The sequence below is a fragment of the Streptomyces sp. SP18BB07 genome (assembly GCF_036322545.1).
GTDB lineage: Bacteria > Actinomycetota > Actinomycetes > Streptomycetales > Streptomycetaceae > Streptomyces > Streptomyces deccanensis.
In genome coordinates this window covers 97,761-120,220 of record NZ_JAQYWT010000237.1, presented here as the reverse complement: position 1 = coordinate 120,220, position 22,460 = coordinate 97,761, and the positions used below count along the sequence as shown (strand labels likewise).

Genomic DNA, 22,460 nt, shown 5'->3' with positions numbered 1-22,460 from the left:
GCCCATGAACCGCCTCGATAACGTGGTGGCACCTTTCGCACAGCCTGCCCAGCCGACCCCTACGCACCGCCGAGGACCCACGCTGCCTCCGCACCGTCTCCCCCACCTCCCCGGCCAGGTCGCCATACCGGAGCAGGCCCCCACTCCCGGCCCCTCGGCCCTGGAGCGGTTCAACCACGCCCCCGCCGAGGCCGCCCGGCAGACCCTCCTCGCCTGCCTGCGCAGCCTCCGCTGGGCGCACCGCCTCACCGACCACCGGCCCTATCCCGACGTCGACGCCCTCCTCGCCGCGTCCGACGAGGCCGCGTACGACCTCACGGCGGCGGACCTGGCCGAGGCGCTGGCCGGGGAGACGCTGCCCGTCCTGCCCGACGACACCTACGGCGTCGCCCACACCGCCCTCAACGCCGCGCACGCCGCGTACGAGGCCCGCTTCGGCCATGTCTTCGTCATCGCCCTGGACGCCGCCCACCCCGACGAACTCCTCGACCGCACCCTGGAGGGCATCCGCTCCCGCCTCTCGAACGACCCGGAGGAGGAGCGCGTGGTGGTGGCCGAGGAACTACGCCGCCTCGCCAGATCCCGCCTGACCACCCACCTGACCCGCACAGCCCCTCCCAGCGACGCGGGCAGCCAGGCACTCTTTTCAGGGCGCGAGGAGCCGGGGGCTCACTTTCAGGGGCGCGGGGAACTGCGCATGTTTTAGGGGCGCGAGGAGCCGGGGGCTCACTTTCAGGGGCGCGGGGAACTGCGCATCTTTTAGGGGCGCGGGGAACTGCGCGACCAGCCCCCACCGAACCCGCACCCGGCATCCCCCCAGCACCCCCAGCCCGGATGCCGCCCGCTACTAACCCTTACGTGCACCTTTGTATGCCAGTTTGATCACACCAACCCTCCCGGCTTAAGCCAAGCGCAACGACGTCGCTACCATGGCCGGGGCCGGTGGACCGTACCCGGCCGGGTCAGACCGACAAGCAAGCCGGCCGGCCCCAATCCCCGCTCCCGGAGGGTTCTTCCGTGCCGGCTGGAACGCTGTACCGCGGCCGGGAAGGAATGTGGTCCTGGGTGGCTCATCGAGTCACCGGCGTCCTCATCTTCTTCTTCCTGTTCGTACACGTGCTGGACACCGCTCTCGTCCGTGTCTCCCCCGACGCCTACGACAAGGTCGTGGCCACGTACAAGACGCCGATCGTCGCGCTGCTGGAGTACGGCCTCGTGGCCGCCATCCTCTTCCACGCGCTCAACGGTCTTCGGGTCATCGCCGTCGACTTCTGGTCCAACGGCCCCCGACACCAGAAGACGATGCTCTGGTCCGTCGTCGGCATCTGGCTCGTCCTGATGATCGGGGCCCTGTACCCCGTCCTCGGCCACGCCGCTCGTGAAGTCTTCGGGAGCTGAGACAGATGTCCGCCACTGAAACCACCGCATCCGGCATCGGCCCCGTCGAGGGCACCGGGGAACTGTCGGGCTACAGCCCCGACAACCCGGCCCCCCTCATCGAGCCGCCCCGTAAGCGCACCAAGAAGAGCCCGAAGTCGACCCGCGGCAACTTCGAGATGGCCGCGTGGCTCTTCATGCGCCTGTCCGGCATCGTCCTGGTCGTCCTGGTCATCGGCCACCTGCTGATCCAGCTCGTCCTCGACGGCGGCGTCTCCAAGATCGGCTTCGCGTTCGTCGCGGGCCGCTGGGCGTCCCCGTTCTGGCAGACCTGGGACCTGCTGATGCTGTGGCTCGCGATGCTGCACGGCGCCAACGGCCTGCGCACGGTCATCAACGACTACGCGGAGCGCCCGAACACGCGGCTGTGGCTCAAGGGCCTGCTCTACACCGCCACGGTGTTCACCATCCTGCTGGGCACGCTGGTGATCTTCACCTTCGACCCGAACATCCGCTAGGCACGGGGCTGAGGCAACCGATCATGAAGATCCACAAGTACGACACCGTCATCGTCGGCGCCGGCGGCGCCGGTATGCGCGCGGCCATCGAGTCCACGCAGCGCAGCCGCACCGCCGTGCTGACCAAGCTCTACCCCACCCGCTCCCACACGGGCGCCGCGCAGGGCGGCATGGCCGCCGCGCTCGCCAACGTGGAGGAGGACAACTGGGAGTGGCACACCTTCGACACGGTCAAGGGCGGTGACTACCTGGTCGACCAGGACGCCGCCGAGATCCTGGCGAAGGAGGCCATCGACTCCGTCCTCGACCTGGAGAAGATGGGCCTGCCGTTCAACCGGACGCCCAACGGGACGATCGACCAGCGCCGCTTCGGCGGTCACAGCCGGAACCACGGCGAGGCCCCGGTCCGCCGCTCCTGCTACGCGGCCGACCGCACCGGCCACATGATCCTCCAGACGCTCTACCAGAACTGCGTCAAGCACGGCGTGGAGTTCTTCAACGAGTTCTACGTCCTGGACCAGCTGATCACCGAGGTCGACGGCGTCAAGAAGTCGGCCGGTGTCGTGGCGTACGAACTCGCCACCGGTGAGATCCACGTTTTCCAGGCGAAGGCCGTGATCTACGCGTCCGGCGGCTGCGGCAAGTTCTTCAAGGTGACGTCCAACGCGCACACGCTGACCGGTGACGGTCAGGCCGCCGTGTACCGCCGCGGGCTGCCGCTGGAGGACATGGAGTTCTTCCAGTTCCACCCGACCGGCATCTGGCGCATGGGCATCCTGCTGACGGAGGGCGCCCGCGGTGAGGGCGGCATCCTCCGCAACAAGGACGGCGAGCGCTTCATGGAGAAGTACGCGCCGGTCATGAAGGACCTCGCGTCCCGTGACGTCGTGTCCCGCTCCATCTACACGGAAATTCGTGAGGGCCGCGGCTGCGGTCCCGAGGGCGACCACGTCTACCTCGACCTCACGCACCTCCCGCCGGAGCAGCTCGACGCCAAGCTCCCCGACATCACCGAGTTCGCGCGCACCTACCTCGGTATCGAGCCCTACACGGACCCGATCCCGATCCAGCCGACCGCGCACTACGCCATGGGCGGCATCCCGACGAACGTCGAGGGTGAGGTCCTCAGCGACAACACCACCGTCGTCCCCGGTCTGTACGCCGCCGGTGAGGTCGCCTGTGTCTCCGTGCACGGCGCCAACCGGCTCGGCACCAACTCGCTGCTCGACATCAACGTGTTCGGCAAGCGGGCGGGCATCGCCGCCGCCGCCTACTCCCAGAAGGCCGACTTCGTCGAGCTGCCGGAGAACCCGGAGTCGCTGGTCGTCGAGCAGATCGAGCGGCTGCGCAACTCCACGGGCAACGAGCGGGTGGCGGAGCTGCGGCGCGAGCTGCAGGAGACCATGGACGCCAACGTCATGGTGTTCCGCACCGAGCAGACGATCAAGACGGCCGTCGAGAAGATCGCCGAGCTGCGCGCGCGCTACAAGAACGTGGCGATCCAGGACAAGGGCCGCCGGTTCAACACCGACCTCCTGGAGGCCGTCGAGCTGGGCAACCTGCTCGACCTGGCCGAGGTCATGGCCGTGTCGGCGCTCGCCCGCAAGGAGTCCCGCGGCGGTCACTACCGCGAGGACTACCCCAACCGCGACGACGTCAACTTCATGCGTCACACCATGGCGTACCGCGAGGTCGGCGACGACGGCTCCGAGACCGTCCGCCTCGACTACAAGCCGGTCGTCCAGACCCGCTACCAGCCGATGGAGCGTAAGTACTGATGGCAACCCCGACCCTGGACAAGGCGGACGCGGCAGGCAGCCCCGAGCCCGGTTTCGCCGACTCCCCGTACATCACGGTCACCTTCCGTGTCCGTCGCTTCAACTCCGAGGTCTCGGCCGAGGCCAGCTGGCAGGACTTCCAGCTGGAGATCGACCCCAAGGAGCGCGTCCTCGACGGTCTGCACAAGATCAAGTGGGACGTGGACGGCACGCTGACGTTCCGCCGTTCCTGCGCGCACGGCATCTGCGGTTCGGACGCCATGCGGATCAACGGCAAGAACCGTCTGGCCTGCAAGACGCTGATCAAGGACATCAACCCCGAGAAGCCCATCACGGTCGAGCCCATCAAGGGCCTCACGGTCCTCAAGGACCTGGTCGTGGACATGGAGCCGTTCTTCCAGGCGTACCGGGACGTGATGCCCTTCCTGATCACGAAGGACACCAACGAGCCGACGCGTGAGCGGTTCCAGACCGCCGAGGACCGCGAGCGCTTCGACGACACCACGAAGTGCATCCTCTGCGCCGCGTGCACGTCCTCGTGCCCGGTGTTCTGGAACGACGGCCAGTACTTCGGCCCGGCCGCGATCGTCAACGCCCACCGCTTCATCTTCGACTCGCGTGACGAGGCCGGCGAGCAGCGGCTGGAGATCCTCAACGACCGTGACGGCGTGTGGCGTTGCCGTACGACGTTCAACTGCACGGACGCCTGCCCGCGCGGTATCGAGGTCACCAAGGCGATCCAGGAGGTGAAGCGGGCGCTCATCACGCGCCGCTTCTGATCCGTCGCCGATCTCCGTGACGGAAGGCCCGCAGGTTCGCCTGCGGGCCTTCCCCGTTCCCGGCGGAGCCGAATGCGAGGCCCACGCACGAGGGCCCCGTCCCCGCGCGGAGCCTTGTGGAAAGCTCCGCGGCGGACGAGGCCCTTCGGTCGATCACCTCGGCGGTGACCCCGAGCGCGATCAGCCGCGCAGGACGCGACCCTGCGCGTCGGTGCGGTCGTTGCTCGTGAGGAACAGGATGCCGTCGATCAGGGACCAGAAGCCCAGACCACCGCAGGTGAGGAGCTGGGCGACGCCCACGCCGACGGAACCGACGTAGAACCGACCGATGCCGAGCGTGCCGAGGAAGAGCTGCAGAATGCCGGCGACGATCTTCGACTTGTCGGAGTACGGGCGACCCTGCGGGTCGTGGCCGAAGGGAGCGTCAGGGGTGGGGACGGTCATGGAAGTAACTCCTGGATGTACTGACTGAATAACCGAAGCGGATTGCTCCGGGGGGATCCCAGGAGAGAAGGCGCGGCACGAAACCGGCAGCGATCGGGCACGACAAATACCGGCCAACGATCGAGCACGACGTATCCCCCGTCATCCCCCCTGCAGCGGTTGCAGCCTAGTGAGGCGCAAGGGGCGGACGGGAGGGGATTCGAGCGATCGTTCCGATTCCGTGATCCGATTCCAGCCAACTTGCGACAACTGAGCAACATAAAGCGGGCGTAAGGGATTTACGGGGGCCGGAGTGGGGAAGAAAGACAGATTCGGCCGTGACCGCTCAGTGAAGATTGCGGACGATCGTCCACGTCACCGCGATGCCCAGGATCAAGGCCTGGGTGCGGGGCTTCAGTTCGGGGCGCCAGCGGCGGCCCCGCACCCCCTCGACGAACCAGCGGCCGAGCAGGAGGAGGGCGAAGGGCGCGGCGAGCAGCAGGACCCGGTTGTCGTGCCAGGCGGCGGCGAACTGCCCGTGCAGCAGGTCGTACACCATGCGGGTGCCGCCACAGGCGGGGCAGAGCAGCCCGGTGACATAGCGGAACGGGCACTGGGGCAGCAGTTGACCGGACTCGTGCGGGTTGGTGCCGTACAGGTACGCGGCACCCGCCAGCCCGGCGGTGGCCACCGCGAGGGGGGCCGCCGCCGGATGCCGGAGGGTGCTGAGGCCGCGCTCAGCCACGCAGGACACGTCCGTTGGAGTCCGTGGTGTTGCTGCTGGTCAGCAGGATGATGCCGTCGACCAGCGACCAGATGCCGAGGCCGCCGCAGGTGAGGAGCTGCGCGACACCGAGGCCGACATGACCGATGTAGAAGCGGCCGACGCCGAAGGCACCCAGGAACAGCGAGAGGATGCCCGCGACGATCTTCGACTTGTCGGAGTACGGGCGCCCGTACGGGTCGTAGCCGTACGGGGCGTTGGGGTCGCCCGTGTACGCGCCGCCCGGCGTCGGGGGCACCTGGTAGCCGCCCTGGGGGTAGCCGCCCTGCTGGGGGTAGCCGTAGCCGGGCTGGCCCGCGCCCGGCTGCTGATAGCCGCCCTGCGGAGCCCCGTACGGGTTGGCGCCCGGCTGGCCGGGGGCCGCGTTCGGGTACCCGTATCCGGGCTGCGGGGGCTGCGGGGGCTGAGCGGGCTGCTGAGGCTGCTCGGTCACGGTACTGACTCCTGCGTGTTGTTTGCTTGAGCGGCTGAAAAACTCACTATGGGCTGTCCGTCATATTGCAGGAGGGGAGGGCCCGGAGAGAAGTTGTTACTTCGACCGGGTACCCACCGACTCCCGCGTGTGGGCGGAGTCACATCACCTCGTCGTCGGCCGTCACAGGCGCCTCACAGCCGGCTGACGATCGTCGGGTCCGTGATCTCCGTGTCCTTGGCGAGCAGCATCGCCTTGCTGAGGATGACTGCGAGCATACGGTCGCCCTCGAAGGGGAGATAGCCGGTCTGTCTGGTTCCGTTCCCGTCGGTGACGGTCGACTTGGGAACGACGCACAGATAGCGGTCGTTCGGAGACATCAGGATGTTGCCGGACCCGAGATGGATCCGGTACGTGTGCAGTTCACCCTCGACCTGGAGGAACTGCCCTTCCAGCGTGCACCGGTCGGCGATCGCGAGCCGTGGCACGAGCCGTTCCAGCAGCGCGCGACGGGTCTCGGCGCTCTGGTCCAACTCGCCGAAGCCGTACGACGTCCAGTACTCGACGAAGCGGCCCTCGCTCGCGGATCTCGAGGGCGCGGTGGTGGACTTCGAGGCCACGATCCGTTCACCCGACGTCGCGGACCGCATACGCCAACTGCTGCCCGACCTCAGCTGGTGGGCACAGGCGGGAAAGGAGCACGGATCGTCCGAGTGCGGCGACGACCCGGCTGCCTGTGTCCCGATCACGGTGCACGACTGGGATCATTCCTTGGCCTCGGCCGAGCCGCTCATCGCCGCTCTCGGCCCGGACTCGGCGGCCGTCCGCTGGGACCTCAACGGGTGGCCTGAGGTCCCCACGGCGGGCCTGGGCCTGATCACACGGAAGTACGCCTACCTCACCCTCTCGGTGAACTCCCGCGACCTCTACCAGGACGAGCCGTCCCCCGACCACACCGTCCACGTTCATGTCCGAGGCGATCAGGACACCGCCCGCGTCGAGTGGCTGGCGGCCCAGGTGGGCAGCCGGTTCTCGGGGCGGGTGGAGATTGCGCCGCTGTAGACGGGCAACACCTCGTACGCTTTCCGACGACCGTATGGGCCATGGGGCGGGTGGCCGAATTCCGTGCAACTCCTGTGACAAGCGAGGTAGTTGGTCACAGACTGCGCACATGAACGCCCTGAGGAAGGCCGCCGCCGTACTGTCGGCCGCGGCCGCGATCCTGATCGCGATACCCCCCACTGCCTCGGCAACTCCCGCCCCGCATCAGACGTACGACGGCACGCTCGTCCGGGAGAACTTCAACCGTCTTCCCCTCGGCCCGGTCACCCAGGGCCGGGGCTGGACCACCGACACGTCCAACGGCACGCTGACCGTCGAGCCCAGTGCCGACGGCCGGGGCCGTGAGCTGAATATCCGTACCGAGGGCAACGGACGTGCCTTCGTCGTCCTGTCCGACCTCGCCCCGCCCGGCAACAGCTTCTGGGCGCGGATGCGACTGCGGGTGGCCGAGTTTCCTACGGCTCCCGACTGGGCGCACTGGACCCTCGCGGAGGCCTCAGGCCCCGACTCCCCCACCCTCGTCCGCCCTCTCGGCGGCCAGTACGCGCCCACCGACAAGGGCAACTTCTGGGGTGTGGGCTCCGATCTGGGTCCCACCGGTGACTGGACCGACTGGAGGACGTCCGCCCCGGCCGTCTCCGGGAAGTGGCAGTGCGTCGAGTTCCACCTGGACGCCACCGACAACCGGGTCACCGTGTACCTGGACGGCGTGGAACAGTCCGACCTGACCGTCTCCACGCAGCAGCACGGCGGCACGGCGGACGACTTCGTCTTCCCCACGTTCGACAAGCTCAAGCTGGGCTGGCAGCTGTATCAGGCGAACCCCAGCCCGTCGTCGTACGACGTCCGGCTGGACGACATCGCGCTGAGTACGCGGCGGGTGGGCGGCTGCGGGGGCTGACGGTCGGGGTGCCGGTCAGTCGTCGAGGACGACCATGTTCGTCGGCGGCTGACCGGGCACCGGCGAGGGGCCGCGGAAGTCGCCCCGGACCAGCACATCACGGACCACGCCGTGGACGGCCCGCACCGCCTCGTTGTCGTACTGCCGGCCCGGCACCGCGAGTTCGGCGAGCGGCCCCGCTCGCACCGTTTCCGTCAACTACTGCCGTCAGAAATCACTGTGGGCCACCAGAACGCTCACTATATCGCACGGGAAGAAGTCATTATTTTTAGACGATCTCAATCGTGACGCCGAAGTGAAGTTGCAGATCACGGGCAAACTCCTCACTCCCCCTGCCGGGAACCACGTGATGCCACCAGGAGAACACCTTTGGATCGGCAAGCGCAATACGCACGGTCGCGATCTCTCGAAATCGTTCATCGACGATATGGACGGCTCGAGAGAAATCTTTAAACCCTCTCATTCCCATCAGGGAATGCTCCGCAAGTCCACGTTCGATGGCATCCCGCACTCGAAGATCATGAAAATATTCGGGGAGCACGTCGTCATAACCTTCCCCGCATGCGGCTACAAACTCCCGCCACGATGCCAAGTCCCGCAACGCGGAGACACCCTCGCCTCGCCCTGCCATAAATTGCACTTGCTCGTACCCTTGAAGGAAATCGGTTCCGCTATCCAAGATTTTTCACCACCTCTCGAAGGGACACGCAGGGCATCTGTCACTCAATGAAAGACCCTCCATATTTCGACTGCTGCTCTCGCATGTAGCTATTCAAATCCCCGCCCGGGCGGAAGAATGTCTGAATGCTACCTCGACCATCCAGCACTCCGAAATAGCCAGTTGCACTATCCGCCCGGAATAGCGTCCCATCACTCGATACCAGATCGCCACGTCGCGGACTTCCGGACATGAACGCACTTGCCGCTTCTTTATAGGCGGCGAATCCACCACGACCGTTGAATTCAGCCATATCCGGCTCGCGGTGGCCATGCACCCCCGTCCAGTTCCCCTTCTTGTTGAGCTGCACTCCAAACACATGCTTCATGTAGTGCCGGAAGGCCGACATGGAAGAATTGAATCCGGGCCCACAGTTCGAGTTGTGGACGAGGATCGGGGTCTGCCCAGCCAATACATAGTACGTGTGCAGATCGTCGACGGTGAGGTTGTAGGTAGTCGCGTGCTGCGTGTAGGCCCGGTTGCCGGTGACGAGTACCGTGTCGCCTTCGTCGGTGAGCAGCGTCATGCCCGGCTCAAGGTCGCCGGCTTCGATCCAGTCGTCCTCTGACGGCGACCAGAAGGGGTGCTCGTAGGTCGCTGTGAGCTGTTCGACGCCGTCTTCCGTGGCGATGGAGAGTTCGTTGAAGTGTTTGTCGTCCTCTGTGACGATGAGGCGGGTGACTTCACGCGCACCCGTTTCGCCGGTCTCAGGGTCCGTGGCCTGAACCTTGTCGCCGAGTTCTACGTCCTCAATGTCCTTGGTGGTCCCGTCGGCCATGAGGACGTCGGTGCCGGCGAGGAAGCACTGTGTGCAACCTCCGGCTTTCCGGCCCCCCTTACCGAGCAGACCACCTCGGCCCATGCCCAGGGCCATGACGAACTCGTCCCCGAGCTCCATCACTCGCTCCCAGACACGAGCGTCCTTCACGCATTTGTCCATATTTTCGACGCAGTAGTTGGCGGCGATTTCCTTCGCCCCGGCCACATCATCCCGGTGGGCGAGAGAATAGGCGTACGCCGCGTTGCAAGCCATGCGACCGAAGCAGACAGTTTCCGGACTGCCGAACACATTGGTCTGGGGATACCAGTAGCCACCCGCGGCGCTGGTCAAATTGTTGCTTCCGTGGCCGAAGTACTGACTAGCCACCTGGCGCGCGTCGTTCGACCTGGGAGTATGGGCCCTTACCCATTCCGCCTCTGGGGTACGGCTCGGCTCACCGACCCCGCCCCCTCCCTGGGAAGCACCCTGACGGGCGCCCACATACTCCTTCTTGGTCCCGTTGGTGCCCGTACCACCGATCGGATAGCCCACGCCGCAGGTCAGGCACAGACCCGTGGGGTCGGACTTGGAAACCGGGCTGTTGTTGCTGTACGCGTATCCGTTCATCTGCAACGGGTCCGCGATGTCGATGATCGGGTCCGCCGAGATGAAACGGCCCGAGTTCTGGTCGTACTCGCGGGCGCCGATGTGGGTCAGGCCGGTGGCCGTGTCGTCGATGCCGACGCCGATGTAGCCGCGCTTGTTGGGCCAGGACGCCGGCTTCGGGCCGCGGAGTTCGCCGTACGGCTTGGCGGCCCGGCGGGTGACCGCCTGGCCGCTCGACAGCGCCACCGCCGTGTTCGCCGTTCCCAAGTGGTCCGTGAGAAGGGCGGAAAGCTGGTGTCCCGTCGTCGCGCCGCTGGTCGCGGTGCGCGTCACCACCGGGGCGCCGGGCTGGGCGTAGGACCGCGAAGCGCGGGTCACCGCACCGGAGCTCCCCGTCGTCACCTCCGTCTCGCCCAGGTACAGGGTCGAACCGGAGGGAGAGTTCTCCAGGAGGCGGTTACCCGCGGCGTCGTAGACGTACGTCGTCTTCTTGCCGCCGACCGTGATCGTGTCGAGCTTGTTCTCCGACGTCCACTTCAGGTCCTGGGCCCCGGCCGGCAGCTCCCGGAGCTTCGTGTTGCCCACCGCGTCATACGTGTACGTGCTGCCCTGCCCCGCCGGGCTGGAGTCGATCGACGTCATCGTGTGCGGCCGCTTGGGGTTGTAGCCGTACGTGTAGGTGACGTTCTTGGTCGCGTCCGCCGGGTTCGCCTCGGTCAGGGTGGCCCGGTTGCCCAGCCAGTCGAAGGTGAAGGCCTGCTGGTAGGCGGTGGCGCCGGTGGCGACCGTGTTCGCCGCCGGGGCCGTGGCCGTCAGCGTCGACTTCAGAGAGGCGTCCGGGGCGGACGCGTCGGTCGCCGTGTCCGGAGCGTCAGCCACCGGGCCCGACGAGGTCGCGTAGTCCTTCCGCGGGCCCCACGTCGTCCCGTCCGCCGACTTGCACCCCGTGCCGCTGCCGGTGGGCGTGACGTTCGACGTCCAGGCGTTGACCAGCTCGCCCATCACGTCGTACGTGAAGCACTGCGTGTCCCAGGTGTCACCCGAAGCGTCCGACAGCTGACGGGCGTTCGACGTGATGAGGCCGGACTTGTCGTACGCGTAGTAGCTGTCAGAGATCCGGTGCGGGCCGGCCGTCTCCCGGTCCGCGACCGTGCGCTGAAGGCGACCGGTGTAGGGGTCGACGAAGTTGGTCGTCCAGACGCGGTTCGGCTGGGATCCCGACACCGTCCGAAGGGGTTCGCCGTACGGGGAGTAGGTGACGTCGGACGTGTACCAGGCGAGGCCCGAGGTCGACTCGGTCAGGCCGTCGCTGTTGTAGCGGGTGACGACCTTCTCCTGGGCCAGTCCGCCCACCGACGGGAGTGTGACCGTCTGCGGCTTTCCGGTCGGCGTGTACGTGTACTTGTACGCGTACGTCCCGGAGACCCCCGTCGTCATGGTGTTGGCCGGAACTACCGTCTCGGTTCCCGTCGGACGGTACTCGCTGTCGTATCCCGTGACGCGGCTGATGTAGTCGCCGTTCACGGTGTGCCTGGTGGAGGCCACCGGCTGGCCGAGGGCGCCCGGCAGCGAGTCGTACGTGAACGACTTGACCGGAGTGCCGGTCTCGGAGTTCTCCCGGACGAACTTGATGCGGCCGAGCTCGTCGTACTCCGTGTACGTCGTCCGCTCCTCCGCGTCCTTGACCTTGTTCGGACGGTCGGCCTCGTCGTACCAGGTGTCCGTCTTACCCACGTCCGGGTCGGTCGTGGAGGTCACTCGCCCTCGGGCGTCGTACGTGTACGTCCACTCGTTGCCGGCGGGATCCGTGACGCTGGTGCGCTGACCACGGGCGTCGTACCCGTAGGTGGTCGTGCGTCCGGCGGTCGTGCTGTCGTCCTTGTAGTGGACGATCGAGGTGACCCTGCCGAGGGCATCCGTGTGCGTCCGGATCCGCGGCGACGTCGAACCCGCCGGGTCCACGTACGTGCTGGTGTCGCCGTACTCCGTCTTCGTCGCGTGCACCACGTTCTCGTCGTGGTACTTCGACTCGCTCACCGGCCGTTCCAGGCCGTCGTACCGGAACTTGACCCGACTCGGGACGAGCGACTGCGACTTGGGGGAGAAGAGTTCGGCGGCCGGTTCGTTCTTCGCGAGGTAGGCGCTCGTCTGCTCGTCGACCAAGCCGTGATCGTTGTAGGTGGTGTCCGTGACGACGCGGCCGGGACCGTGCGCCTCCGCCTGGGTCTGGACCTGGCGCATCAGGCCGTCGAAGATCGTCACCTGACGGCTGTAAGTGCCGTCGTCCTTCAGCGTCCTGGTCGTGACGGCGGCGGGCCGGGACTCTTTCGAGGTGGCGATCGCCGGTTGGTACTCGATCTCGACGTTCGGCGACTTGCCGCCCGAGGAACGGGACGGGGACCACCCCCGTACGAATCGACCAAGTGCGTCGTACTCGTTCCGGACGACCCGGCTGTTGGCGTCGGTGACCGTCAGGGCCAGGCTGCGACCCGGGTCAAAGGTCGTGGTGACGGCGTGACCCTTGGCGTTGACCGCCTTCACGGACGTGACGGGACCGCCCGCGTCGCCGGGGGTGTACTGCATCTCCGTCGTACCCGCGCCCGGTTTCGCAACGGTACGGACCCGGCCCAGCGGGTCGTACGTCGTCTTCGTGACGACCGAGTACGAGGTCCCGGCGCCGTCCACACCGGCGGCAGCCGTGACCAGTCCCTTCGTCGGGGCGTCGCCGTACGACAGGTTGTCGTAGGTGGTGCGGGTCGCGCTGATCAGCTTCGTGGCCGGGTCGGCGATGTCATGGGCCGCGCAGGTCGTGCCCGTGGTGCGCTGCTGCTTCGGCAGTCCGATCAGCCAGGCCGACGTGTTGTGCACGTACGACGTCTTCGTGCAGATCTGGTCGGAGAAGGCCTCGCCGGAGCCGTCCGGCTTGACCACCGCCGTCTCGACCTGGATCGGGATGCCGTAGGTGTCGTCGACGGTCGTCAGGGTTCGGACGGCCTGCCAGCTGTCGTCGACCTGCCGGATCTCGTCCGTGCGCTTCACACCACTGCGGTGGGCGAGCAGCGGATCCATGTCCGCGCCGTCCTCGGCCTCACGGAACCGGGACGCGGTCTGCTTCGACCAGGGGTAGTTGAGGGTGCGCTTCTTCGGCTTCCCCTTGTCCGAGTCGAGGTAGGTGAGGCTCTCCGCCGTCATGCCCGCGTACTGCGGTTCGTCGTCGGTGACGAGCGTGTACTTGTCCGTGGAGTCCTTGACCTCGCCGCCGACGCCCTGGAAGTAGCGCGTCTCGGAGTACGACTGTGGTTGCGGCGCTCCTGTCGAGGAGGTGGTCTCGCTGCCCTTGGTGACCGCCACCTGGCGGTAGCCACGCCAGACGTTGTGCGTGCGCAGGGAGGGGCGGGTGAACTCGTCGTCGGACTTCGCCCAGGCGGGGTCCGAGTAGTCGTACGTGGTGTGGATCAGCTTGCCCCGTGCGGTGACCTTGTCGTTCTCGGTCACGGAGTCCACGACGTACTTGTTGAACCAGGACTTCGCCGGCTTCTTCTCGTCGCCGTCCGGTGACCACCGGACGGGATAACAGGTGCCGTTGTTCTTGCCCTTGTCCTCCGAGGGCTCGCTCGCGCAACCGCCCGTGTACTCGATCTCGATGTCACCGCCGTGTTCGGTGGCGACCGTGCCGATACGGGGACGGGTGAAGGGCGGGCGCTGGTCCTTCGGCCCGCTCGACACCAGGTTGGGGAGCTGACGATCCCTCAGGCGGCCCTTCAGGGGCGAGGAGGAGCCGACCGTGTACTCCCCGAAGCTGACGCCGTCCTTGTGCTGGAGGGTGCCGGTGGTGTCGCCGGGAGCGAAGCCGCGACGGGTGATCGAGTTCAGCCAGAGGCCGGGCGACGAGTAGTACCAGTCCGCGGGGAAGGACTGGTGGAGCTCGTACGTGTCCACCTTGCCCAGGCCGGTCTGGCCGGCACGGGCGGCCTTCGTCGTCACCGAGTCGAGGCGCAGCTGCGTCCAGAAGGACGGGAAGGCCGGGCACAGCTTCGACGTCGACTTGCAGTTGAGGTTTCCGGGGGTGTCCCACCAGGGACGGTATGCGCCCGGATCGGAGGTCTTGGCGAAGTTCGCCGCGTCGCAGGCCGTGGCCGATTTCAGGCAGCGCTGTGCCACACCGAACTCGACGGTCGCGGACGGCGTGGTGAGGTCCGAGCGCATGCCGTACTCGATGGTCTTCGGGTAGGCGTAACGGTCGTACTGCTCAGGCGACTTGAACTTCTTCTTGACGGCGTAGTAGTTGGTCTCCTGCTTCCAGGTGACGACCAGGGTGTTGCCGTGCACGTCGACGACCTTGTCCAGACCCCAGCGCCAGGCCTGCTTCTTGCCCGCGCCGCAGCGGGAGTCGGCGAAGGCGGTGGCGTGGCAGGGCTCGCCCGCGTGGTTGCCGAAGACGGGGACGGTCGAGACGGAGTCGGTGTCGGCGTGGCCGCCTCCGACCTGGTTGAGGCCGTAGTAGTACTTCGTGCCGTCCGTGGTCGTGACGATCCAGTACTCGCCGTTGTTGTCGCCGTTGGTGCCGCCGACGCGGTGCTCGATCCGGGTGCCGTCGTCGCTCTCCGGCCGGTAGATCTCGGTGTCGGTCTCGGGGTTACTGCCGGAGGCGGCGTCCCGCACCAGCTCGGTCGTCTTGCCACCCAGGGACATCACCGCGTTGTACGACACCCAGCACAGGTCGGACGTCTTGTCCTTCTTGGCCGTGTTGTTGGCGGTGCCGGACTTCATCTTCTTGCGGTCGTCCTGGCAGGCGCGGTAACGGCGCTCGATGTGACCGGCGTCGTAGTCCCAGCCCTCGCCGATCCAGGAGGCCTGAGGTGAGGCGACGGCCGTACGGCCGTCCACGCTCTGGGAGTTGTAGGTGAACTCGATGTTCGGCGCCGGGCCGGCGGGGGCCGCCGGGACCGTCAGCGGGTACGTCCAGGTGAACGCACCGGACGAGCCGCCGGCCGACCACTTGCCGCTGGCGGACAGCGGCGTGGCCTTGAACGTGCCGCCCGCGCCGCCGCCGGAGTCGACCGCTCCGACGACGGCCGCGTCGCCGGTCGCGGCGACCGGTGTGACCCCTGCGCCCGAAGTGCGGTAAGCCGCCTGGGCGATCGACGGTCCGTCGCTCGATGTCGTCTTCGCCGAAGCCTGAGTGACGGTCCCGTCCGCCGCCGTGTCGACCGTGGCGGTGATCGACTGGGTCTCGATGTCGTTGGTCGTCTCCAGCTCCTCGTACTCCTGACAGGCCTCGACGTCGGGCGTGGTCAGGTAGCACTCGGGAAACTGGACGAAGCGCAGACGAGAGGCCCATTCGGCGCCGTAGAGGTTCTTGAACTTCGCGTAGTCGAGCTTGACCGCGATCGGCACGGAGCCGGTTGCCGGGGCCTGGACCTTCACGACTGTGCCGTCGACTCCCTGTGACACGGCGGCCGCGCGGTCGAAGACCTGGACCTGCCAGGTACCGGTGGGCGCGGCCTGGTCCGGAGCCTGCCCGAGGCTCACGGGGAGCTTTCCTGCGGGAGTCATGGCGACCTGTCGGGCAGCCGTGGTCGTGCGGGCCGAGGCGGAGGTCGCGCTCGCGGACGAGCCGAGGTCGACCGACTCTGTCCCCGCGGCAGGTGCGGTGACCGTCCCCGTCCCGGCCTGCTGCTGGTCCGGGGGGACGTCGACCTTCAGTGTCTCCAGCTCGGGCTCGGAGACTGCTCCGGGAACGGTCTCGTCCTGGTCGAGAGTCTCCAGACTGAGGCTCTCACGGCCCTTCTCGGCCACGGCCGGATCGGGCGGCAACGCGAACGACTGCGCCGGTAGAAGGCCTACGAGAAGTGCCGCCCCGACAGTGGGCACGACAGCGGCGCGCACCCGGCGCAGCCGACGCGAGCGGACAGGCAAGAAGCGACCGAACACGGCGAGGTCCCCCCGGACCATTCGAGGCGGGACCAGGAACGGACCACGCGTGATGGCGTATCAGATGCGGGAGATTCTGTGTCGCTCTTGTGGAGTTCCGCTAGATCGTCTGTGCGGATGTGATGATCGCCACGGTACGTAGCGTCGCGTAACAGTAAGTGAAGGCTGAATCTTCGTTTACCCGAGGTTTCGGAATCCGTCACCCCTCTGCGGCCAAGCGCGCAATTAGCTAGCTCTCTCCGCAAATGCCCAGCTACCTAGGCTTGTTGTGGCGCTATCTGCTGCGCTATATCCCAAAGATGCCTACCCGCAAGGCAGTTGCCACCGCGAGCCGCCAACCACCTTTACGCGTCTCTCTGTTGTCCGACTCAATCGATTCCCTGCGCTTGCGAAGCGTGACGGCAGCCCTCTCTTGAGCCATCATCGGCTGGCCCGGCCGAGCTCTGTCCCGCGCCGGTTCCAAGGGGGGAAGGGGAACTCGCCCGATGACGCGCAAGGAGCGCAACCGGCGTCGCGTGCCCGGCGGACGGACGACCGCCGCCGTACTCACCACGGTGCTCGCTGCCACCGGCATCACGTTCGTCGGACTCGGCCTGGAGGAACCTGGTTCACGGGGCAAGTCGAGTGACGGCCGCAAGGGGAAGCCGGTCACCGAGGCCGCCGCGCTCGCGCGGGCCTCGAAGACCGGCAAGTCCGTCGAGGTCACGGCACTACGCACCACGCGGTCCACCACCTGGGCGCGACCCGACGGCAAGATGGCCAAGAAGCTCTACTCCTCTCCCGTCCGGGCCAAGGTGGACGGTGCGTGGAAGGACATCGACTACGACCTCCACCGCACCGAGAAGGGCTGGGAACCGAAGGCCACCAACACCGAGATGGTGTTCTCGGCCGGCTCCGAGGCGACGCGCGACGACAAGCAGCGGGCCTCCCGGTCCGCGGTGCACCGGGTCTCCCTGCTCAAAGGTCTCAAGGCGGCTGCCGCCGAGTCGAGCACCCTCGTCACCCTCACCGTCGACGGCCACGACATCCACCTCACCTGGCCGGGCGCGGTTCCCGCACCGATCATCGACGGCTCCCGCGCCCTGTATCCGGAGATCTTCCCCGGTGCCGACCTGGTCCTCACGGCCGACGACGACGGCTTCGCGCAGTTGCTCGTCCTGAAGAACCGGCAGGCCGCAGCCGACCCGCGCACCAAGCAGCTCACCTACGGCATCACTTCCGCAGACCTGTCGTTCCGGCTGAACCCGATCACCGGCATCCTCGCCGCCGAGGACGCGGACGGCGAAGAGGTCGCGCTGTCGCCGACGCCGCTGATGTGGGACAGCAGCGGCGCTCCGGCCGTCACCGACGGTTCGGTCGGCGCCTCCGCCCAGCCGACCGAGTCCGAGAGCCCGGACCCCGTCGACTCCTCCGCGCCCACGCCGAGCGAGGACGCGAGCCCCACGGAGGAAGAGCTCGTCGAGACGGACGAACAGTTCGACCCGGACCCCGAAGAGCTCCCGGTGGCCACCGACGGTCCCGCGCCCACTCCCTCGGACTCTCCCCCGCCGGCCGCGCCCGCCGAGCCGACGCCCGAGCCCTCGCGGACCGGCTCGGCCGCCACCCTCAGCCTGCCCGGGCTCGACGGCCCTTCCCCCGACTCCCGAGGCGAACTCGTCGAGACCGACCTCCGCGGGTCGAACTGGCTCCTCACACCCGACCAGGACTTTCTCGCCGACCCGACGACCACGTACCCGGTCTTCGTCGACCCGTCGGTGACGAAAGACATCCAGGACTGGACCACCGCGTACAGCCGACACCCCAACGCCACGTTCTACAACGGCAAGGGCTTCAACAAGGGTGGTACGCACGAGGCCAGGGTCGGCTTCGAGTCGGACACCTGGGGCACGTCGCGCTCGTACTTCAACATGGACTTCGACAAGGACCTCAAGGGCACGAAGATCGAGTCGGCGAAGCTGTACATGCTGGAGACGTACTCCTGGTCGTGCAGCGCCCGCTCGATGAGCGTGCACCTCACCGGCAAGGTCAACGGACGCACCAACTGGAAGAACGCGCCCAAGCTGCACGACGGCAACAAGATCACCACCAAGAGCTTCGCGCACGGCTACAAGTCCGGCTGCCGGGACGCCTGGGAGGCCTTCAACGTGCGATCGGCCGCACAGAAGAAGGCCGACGAAGGGCGGGACAGCATCACGTTCGGGATGCGCGCCCGGGACGAGAACTCCCAGTACGCATGGAAGAAGTTCCAGGCCAACGGCGAACACCCGCCTGCGCTCGAACTCGTCTACAACCGCAAACCCAGCGCTCCCACCTCCCTCGACCTCGGCCCGGACGCCAAGTGCACCACCACCCAGCCGTACGCCCGGATGGGATCGGGAAGCCTGACGTTCACCGCGAAGGCGTCCGACAAGGACAGGAATCTCGAGTACCTCGACTTCGACCTGTGGCCGCACGGCAAGTGGGCGACCACCGGTGACCTTCTCGGCAAGACCGGCAAGGTGACCGTGGGAGCGGACAAGGGCACCGCGCTGAGGACGACCGATGAGTTCCCCACCAGCAAGCTGACCAACGGCACCCTCTATTCGTGGCGGGTGCGAGCCTGGGACGACGCGGACGCGTCCTCCTCGTTCTCACCGGCGAAGACGCCGTGCCGTTTCGTCCTCGACACCGCCGCGCCGAAATCGCCCAAGGTCGGTTCCACGGACTTCCCCAACGCCGACACCGAGGAGAACGGCTTCGGCAGCGGCGCCGACGACTCGAAGTGGAGCGCCAAGAAGTTCGGCACGGCCGGCACCTTCACCGTGCGTGCCCTCAACACGGATGTCGTGCGGTACGAGTACGGCTTCAACGCGCCCAGCTATCCCTTTCACCTGGACCGTAAGGCCGGCACCGCGACCACCGTCAGCGCGACCCTGACCAACGCCAAGCCCCCCACCGCCGGCCCCAACGTCCTGTACGTGCGGACCGTGGACAGCGCGGGCAACGTGTCGCAACCCACCAAGTACTTCTTCTACGTCAGCCCCCGCGACCAGGCCGACTCGCCCGGTGACTTCACCGGGGACAAGCTCCCGGACCTGATGGTCGTCACCGACGCCGGCAACCTGGCCCTGTACCCCTCCCAGGCGACCAACGACCTCACCAAGGGCTCCGGTGACCTGGACTATTCGATGGCCGGCGCCTACCGGTCCAACCCGGCCAAGGATCCGAACGGCGACGACCTGCCACCGTATGTCGCCGCGCCCTCCGGCCATTTCAAGGGCGCTCTGATCACCCACAACGGGGACATCTACGGCGGTGACGGCCTCCAGGACCTGGTGGTGCGCGTCGGCGGCAAGCTGTGGGTGTATCCCGGCGACGGCTACGGCGCCGTCAACATCGACAAGCGCGTGGAGATCCTGCTTCCCGAGGGGGCTCCCAGCCCGGCCTCGTTGACGCAGATCGTGTCCACGGGTGACGCCACCGGCGACGGCCGTACCGACTTCTTCGCCACCGCGGGCGACGAACTCTGGGCCCTCACCGGCTACCACGGCGCCACCATCGACCAGACGATCCGTCTGTCGGGCTCCGCCTGGACCGAGCGCGACATCGTCACCGTCCTGGACATCACCGGCGACGGTGTGACGGACATGGTGTACCGCACGGACGTCCACGCCCAGCTGATGCTCCGCAAGGGCAAGACGGCGAGCGGCGGAGGCACCGACCTGGACTCTCTGTCCTCCGGTGCCGACTCCTCCGGCGGCACCGACCTCGAGTACGGTTCCGCAGGCTGGTCCAACGCCAACATCCCGCTGCTGATCGGGACCCCGGACGCGAACGGGGACACGATTCCCGACGTCTGGACGGTGCGTTCGGACGGTTCGGTCCGCTTCTACACCGGCGGCAAGACCGTCCTGGCCGGCTCGGGTACCGAGATCGTCGCTCCCGCGAGCTACTGGAAGACCCGCATCGCCATCGGCTGACCGCGCCGCCCGTCATGGGGCTCAGTCGCTCATCGAGGGGCTCGGCAGGGGGTGACCCTGCTGAGCCCCTCGTGTCGTCAGGGCGCGGTCTGCCATGTCGCACCAGTGCTGTCGCTCCCACCGATACGGACTCCAGCGATCTAATCTGACGACATGTCAGACAATGAGTCGTACGACCTGCTCGGTTTCGACAACGTCCTGTTCCCCGTCGGTGACCTCGGCGAAGCCGTCTCCTTCTACGAGCGGGCCGGCTTCGAGGTGGGCTTCCGGCTGGACGAGGCCGGGATCGCCGGGCTGAAGGTCGGCAAGGAGACGCCGGGGCTGCTGCTGCGGGTGGAGGAGGAGCTGCGGCAGCGGCCGCCCGCGTGGGCGGCCGCGCGGGTGTGGCTGGAGGTGCCCGACGCGCGGGCCGCCGCGCGGGCCCTCACGGCGGCGGGAGTGCCGCCGCTCGACGCCCCCTTCTCCGTCGCCACGGGGTGGACCGTCGAGTTCGCGGACCCCTGGGGGAACGTCATCGGGCTCACGGACTACAGCAAGCGGCCGGAGCTGGCCCGTACTGGATGATCGCTTCACCAACCGACCGGTTGAACGTGTTCAAAAACAGCGCTACAGTCTCCCCCAGGACGCTTTGAACGCGTTCAAGAATGCCACTGAGGGGTGGGGACATGGATCTCACGGTCGTCGCGTACGTCGTCTATTCGCTGGTCAGCGTGGGGCTGACGGTGTGGGTGGCACGGACGCTGAGCAGGAACGGGCGGATCTTCCTCTCGGACGTGCTGCGGGGGAACGAGAGCCTCGCGGACGCGGTGAACCATCTGCTCGTGGTCGGGTTCTACCTCGTGAACCTCGGCTTCGTGGCGCTGTATCTGAACGCCGACGGCGCCATCACCAGCCCACGTGAGGTGTTCGAGGCGGTCTCGGCGAAGCTCGGGGTGGTGCTGCTCGTGCTCGGGGCGCTGCACCTGGGGAACGTGTTCGTCCTGAACAAGTTCCGGCGGCGGGGCGTCATGGAGCGGGAGCAGCTGCCGCCGGTCGCACCGCAGGGCTGGGTCGCTCCGACCGGGCGCGTATGAGCGCCGCGGCCGGGCTGGCCACCGTGGACCGGGGCGCCGAGCGCGTCCCGGTCCACGGGCTCACCGTGCTGTACGACGCCGGGTGCGGGCTGTGCGCCTTCCTGCGGGAGTGGCTCGGAAAGCAGCGGCAGTTGGTCCCGCTGACCTTCGTGGCAGCGGGTTCGGAGGAGGCGCGGCGGCTGTTCCCGTCACTCGATCACGGGGCGACGCTGGAGGAGATCACGATCGTGGGGGACGGTGGGCAGGTGTACCGGGGCGCCGCCGCCTGGATCGTGTGTCTGTGGGCCCTTCGTGAGCACCGCCCGCTCGCGCACCGGCTGAGCACCCCGGCGGGGGCCCGGCTCGCGCGCACCGCCGTACTCACCGCCGCGAAGTGGCGGGGCGCCCACCGGCAGCCCGGCTCGGGCTGCGGGAGCGGCGGGGCCGAGCTGACGGGATGGGCGTACGACCGGCGGTACGGGTGGGTGTACCGGCACCCCGGCACCTGCGACACCGGTACCTGCCCGACTCGTTAGGCTCAGCCCGTGCCCGCAGCGAACGACAGCCCCAGCCCAGAGCCCTTCGACGACCAGCTCGGCGCGGAGCCCGGCGGCCCCGGGAACGGCACGGAGTCCAACGGCCCCGGGGGCGGCACGGACCAACCCGGCCCCCGGGGCACCGCCAAGTCCGAGCAGACCCGCGCGCTGATCCTTCAGACCGCGCTACGGCTCTTCCAGGAGCGCGGGTACGACAAGACGACGATGCGGGCCATCGCGAAGGAGGCCGGGGTCTCCGTCGGGAACGCGTACTACTACTTCGCCGGCAAGGAACACCTGATCCAGGGGTTCTACGACCGGATCGGCGCGGAGCACCTGGTGGCCGTGCGGCCGGTGCTGGAGCGGGAGAAGGATCTGGAGGCGCGGATCGCCGGGGTGCTCAAGGCGTGGCTGGACGTGGCGGAGCCGTACCACGAGTTCGCGGCGCAGTTCTTCAAGAACGCGGCCGATCCGCAGAGCCCGCTGAGCCCCTTCTCCCCCGAGTCGCAGGGGCCGCGCGAGGAGTCCATCGCCATCCACCGCGAGGTGCTCGCCGGGTCCAAGGCCAAGGTCCCGGACGAACTCCGGGACATCCTCCCCGAGTTGATGTGGCTCTCCCTCATGGGGCTCGTCCTGTACTGGGTCTTCGACCGGAGCGAGGGGCGCGCCCGCAGCTACCGGCTCGCCGAGCGCGGCGCCCGGCTGACCACCCGGGGCGTCTCCCTGGCCCGCTTCCGCGCCCTGCGCCCCCTGGTCCGCGAGGTGCACGAACTGTTCACGGACTTCCTGCCGGGGATGACGAAGGGGGCGCCGGGGGCGGGCGGCGAGGCACGGGCGGCGGAGTGATCACTTTCGGGTGAA

Annotated in this window: 19 protein-coding genes; 12 read left to right on the top strand and 7 right to left on the bottom strand. The window is 67.7% G+C overall.

Annotated features, from left to right (window positions below; translation table 11 throughout):
• Nucleotides 1–4: 4 nt before the first annotated feature.
• The 5 genes from PUR53_RS07920 to PUR53_RS07900 all read left to right on the top strand — a co-directional run bounded on the left by PUR53_RS07920 (nt 5) and on the right by PUR53_RS07900 (nt 4,452).
• The gene (locus tag PUR53_RS07920) at nt 5–706 is read left to right on the top strand and encodes a 2-oxo-4-hydroxy-4-carboxy-5-ureidoimidazoline decarboxylase (protein ID WP_329898682.1); all 702 of its coding nucleotides are present in this window, start codon (nt 5–7) and stop codon (nt 704–706) included.
• Between the two features lie 311 nt (nt 707–1,017).
• A complete protein-coding gene (gene sdhC / locus PUR53_RS07915; RefSeq protein ID WP_078936941.1) occupies nt 1,018–1,398 on the top strand; it encodes a succinate dehydrogenase, cytochrome b556 subunit in 381 nt (126 codons plus the stop codon).
• 5 nt (nt 1,399–1,403) lie between these two features.
• Entirely contained in the window at nt 1,404–1,895 is a 492-nt protein-coding gene (locus PUR53_RS07910; protein ID WP_033525297.1) for a succinate dehydrogenase hydrophobic membrane anchor subunit, read from the top strand.
• Between the two features lie 23 nt (nt 1,896–1,918).
• A complete protein-coding gene (gene sdhA, locus PUR53_RS07905) occupies nt 1,919–3,673 on the top strand; it encodes a succinate dehydrogenase flavoprotein subunit (protein WP_329898681.1) in 1,755 nt (584 codons plus the stop codon).
• Nucleotides 3,673–4,452: a succinate dehydrogenase iron-sulfur subunit gene (locus PUR53_RS07900; protein WP_045562915.1), complete on the top strand. Its 780-nt coding sequence runs from the start codon at nt 3,673–3,675 to the stop codon at nt 4,450–4,452. Before sdhA ends, PUR53_RS07900 begins: the two co-directional genes overlap by 1 nt.
• A gap of 180 nt (nt 4,453–4,632) precedes the next feature.
• On the opposite strand, the gene PUR53_RS07895 is transcribed toward PUR53_RS07900, so the two are convergent.
• The 4 genes from PUR53_RS07895 to PUR53_RS07880 all read right to left on the bottom strand — a co-directional run bounded on the left by PUR53_RS07895 (nt 4,633) and on the right by PUR53_RS07880 (nt 6,691).
• Nucleotides 4,633–4,896, bottom strand: a complete 264-nt coding sequence (locus PUR53_RS07895; protein WP_005481016.1) for a TM2 domain-containing protein — start codon at nt 4,894–4,896, stop codon at nt 4,633–4,635.
• A gap of 325 nt (nt 4,897–5,221) precedes the next feature.
• Nucleotides 5,222–5,620 (bottom strand): DUF2752 domain-containing protein, encoded by a 399-nt coding sequence (locus PUR53_RS07890; RefSeq protein ID WP_329907834.1) that lies wholly within the window; start codon nt 5,618–5,620, stop codon nt 5,222–5,224.
• Entirely contained in the window at nt 5,613–6,092 is a 480-nt protein-coding gene (locus PUR53_RS07885; protein WP_329898679.1) for a TM2 domain-containing protein, read from the bottom strand. The genes PUR53_RS07890 and PUR53_RS07885 overlap by 8 nt, the downstream gene beginning before the upstream one ends.
• Before the next feature lie 173 nt (nt 6,093–6,265).
• Nucleotides 6,266–6,691 carry a DUF7737 domain-containing protein gene (locus tag PUR53_RS07880; RefSeq protein ID WP_443080274.1) on the bottom strand — a complete coding sequence of 142 codons (426 nt, stop codon included), beginning with the start codon at nt 6,689–6,691 and terminating at the stop codon, nt 6,266–6,268.
• Between PUR53_RS07880 and PUR53_RS07875 the strand changes: the two genes are divergently transcribed.
• Nucleotides 6,675–7,133, top strand: coding sequence for a hypothetical protein (locus PUR53_RS07875; protein WP_329907833.1), 459 nt, complete (start codon nt 6,675–6,677; stop codon nt 7,131–7,133). The two genes, PUR53_RS07880 and PUR53_RS07875, sit on opposite strands and share 17 nt — an antisense overlap.
• 109 nt (nt 7,134–7,242) lie before the next feature.
• A complete protein-coding gene (locus PUR53_RS07870) occupies nt 7,243–8,034 on the top strand; it encodes a hypothetical protein (RefSeq protein ID WP_329898676.1) in 792 nt (263 codons plus the stop codon).
• A 15-nt stretch (nt 8,035–8,049) separates the two neighbouring features.
• Here PUR53_RS07870 and PUR53_RS07865 read toward each other — a convergent pair whose 3' ends face one another.
• From PUR53_RS07865 to PUR53_RS07855, 3 genes are all read right to left on the bottom strand, one after another.
• Nucleotides 8,050–8,220, bottom strand: a complete 171-nt coding sequence (locus tag PUR53_RS07865) for a hypothetical protein (protein ID WP_329907832.1) — start codon at nt 8,218–8,220, stop codon at nt 8,050–8,052.
• Between the two features lie 82 nt (nt 8,221–8,302).
• Entirely contained in the window at nt 8,303–8,713 is a 411-nt protein-coding gene (locus PUR53_RS07860; RefSeq protein ID WP_329907831.1) for a hypothetical protein, read from the bottom strand.
• A 40-nt stretch (nt 8,714–8,753) separates the two neighbouring features.
• Entirely contained in the window at nt 8,754–16,073 is a 7,320-nt protein-coding gene (locus PUR53_RS07855) for a polymorphic toxin-type HINT domain-containing protein (RefSeq protein ID WP_443080273.1), read from the bottom strand.
• Nucleotides 16,074–16,537: 464 nt separating this feature from the next.
• On the opposite strand from PUR53_RS07855, the gene PUR53_RS07850 reads away from it, so the two are divergent.
• From PUR53_RS07850 to PUR53_RS07830, 5 genes are all read left to right on the top strand, one after another.
• The gene (locus PUR53_RS07850) at nt 16,538–20,011 is read left to right on the top strand and encodes a DNRLRE domain-containing protein (protein ID WP_329907828.1); all 3,474 of its coding nucleotides are present in this window, start codon (nt 16,538–16,540) and stop codon (nt 20,009–20,011) included.
• A gap of 153 nt (nt 20,012–20,164) precedes the next feature.
• Nucleotides 20,165–20,575 carry a VOC family protein gene (locus PUR53_RS07845; RefSeq protein WP_329907827.1) on the top strand — a complete coding sequence of 137 codons (411 nt, stop codon included), beginning with the start codon at nt 20,165–20,167 and terminating at the stop codon, nt 20,573–20,575.
• A 101-nt stretch (nt 20,576–20,676) separates the two neighbouring features.
• Nucleotides 20,677–21,084 carry a hypothetical protein gene (locus tag PUR53_RS07840; protein ID WP_329898670.1) on the top strand — a complete coding sequence of 136 codons (408 nt, stop codon included), beginning with the start codon at nt 20,677–20,679 and terminating at the stop codon, nt 21,082–21,084.
• Nucleotides 21,081–21,599 (top strand): thiol-disulfide oxidoreductase DCC family protein, encoded by a 519-nt coding sequence (locus tag PUR53_RS07835; RefSeq protein ID WP_329907826.1) that lies wholly within the window; start codon nt 21,081–21,083, stop codon nt 21,597–21,599. The genes PUR53_RS07840 and PUR53_RS07835 overlap by 4 nt, the downstream gene beginning before the upstream one ends.
• A 9-nt stretch (nt 21,600–21,608) precedes the next feature.
• Entirely contained in the window at nt 21,609–22,445 is an 837-nt protein-coding gene (locus PUR53_RS07830; RefSeq protein ID WP_329898668.1) for a TetR family transcriptional regulator, read from the top strand.
• The last annotated feature ends 15 nt before the right edge of the window (nt 22,446–22,460 follow it).

Excerpts from the sequence above, each read along its gene's own strand:
- PUR53_RS07920 (WP_329898682.1), top strand. The coding sequence starts at position 5 with ATGAACCGCCTCGATAACGTGGTGGCACCTTTCGCACAGCCTGCCCAG.
- PUR53_RS07910 (WP_033525297.1), top strand. The coding sequence starts at position 1,404 with ATGTCCGCCACTGAAACCACCGCATCCGGCATCGGCCCCGTCGAGGGC.
- sdhA (WP_329898681.1), top strand. The coding sequence starts at position 1,919 with ATGAAGATCCACAAGTACGACACCGTCATCGTCGGCGCCGGCGGCGCC.
- PUR53_RS07900 (WP_045562915.1), top strand. The coding sequence starts at position 3,673 with ATGGCAACCCCGACCCTGGACAAGGCGGACGCGGCAGGCAGCCCCGAG.
- PUR53_RS07895 (WP_005481016.1), bottom strand. The coding sequence starts at position 4,896 with ATGACCGTCCCCACCCCTGACGCTCCCTTCGGCCACGACCCGCAGGGT.
- PUR53_RS07870 (WP_329898676.1), top strand. The coding sequence starts at position 7,243 with ATGAACGCCCTGAGGAAGGCCGCCGCCGTACTGTCGGCCGCGGCCGCG.
- PUR53_RS07855 (WP_443080273.1), bottom strand. The coding sequence starts at position 16,073 with ATGGTCCGGGGGGACCTCGCCGTGTTCGGTCGCTTCTTGCCTGTCCGC.
- PUR53_RS07850 (WP_329907828.1), top strand. The coding sequence starts at position 16,538 with ATGACGCGCAAGGAGCGCAACCGGCGTCGCGTGCCCGGCGGACGGACG.
- PUR53_RS07845 (WP_329907827.1), top strand. The coding sequence starts at position 20,165 with ATGTCAGACAATGAGTCGTACGACCTGCTCGGTTTCGACAACGTCCTG.
- PUR53_RS07840 (WP_329898670.1), top strand. The coding sequence starts at position 20,677 with ATGGATCTCACGGTCGTCGCGTACGTCGTCTATTCGCTGGTCAGCGTG.
- PUR53_RS07835 (WP_329907826.1), top strand. The coding sequence starts at position 21,081 with ATGAGCGCCGCGGCCGGGCTGGCCACCGTGGACCGGGGCGCCGAGCGC.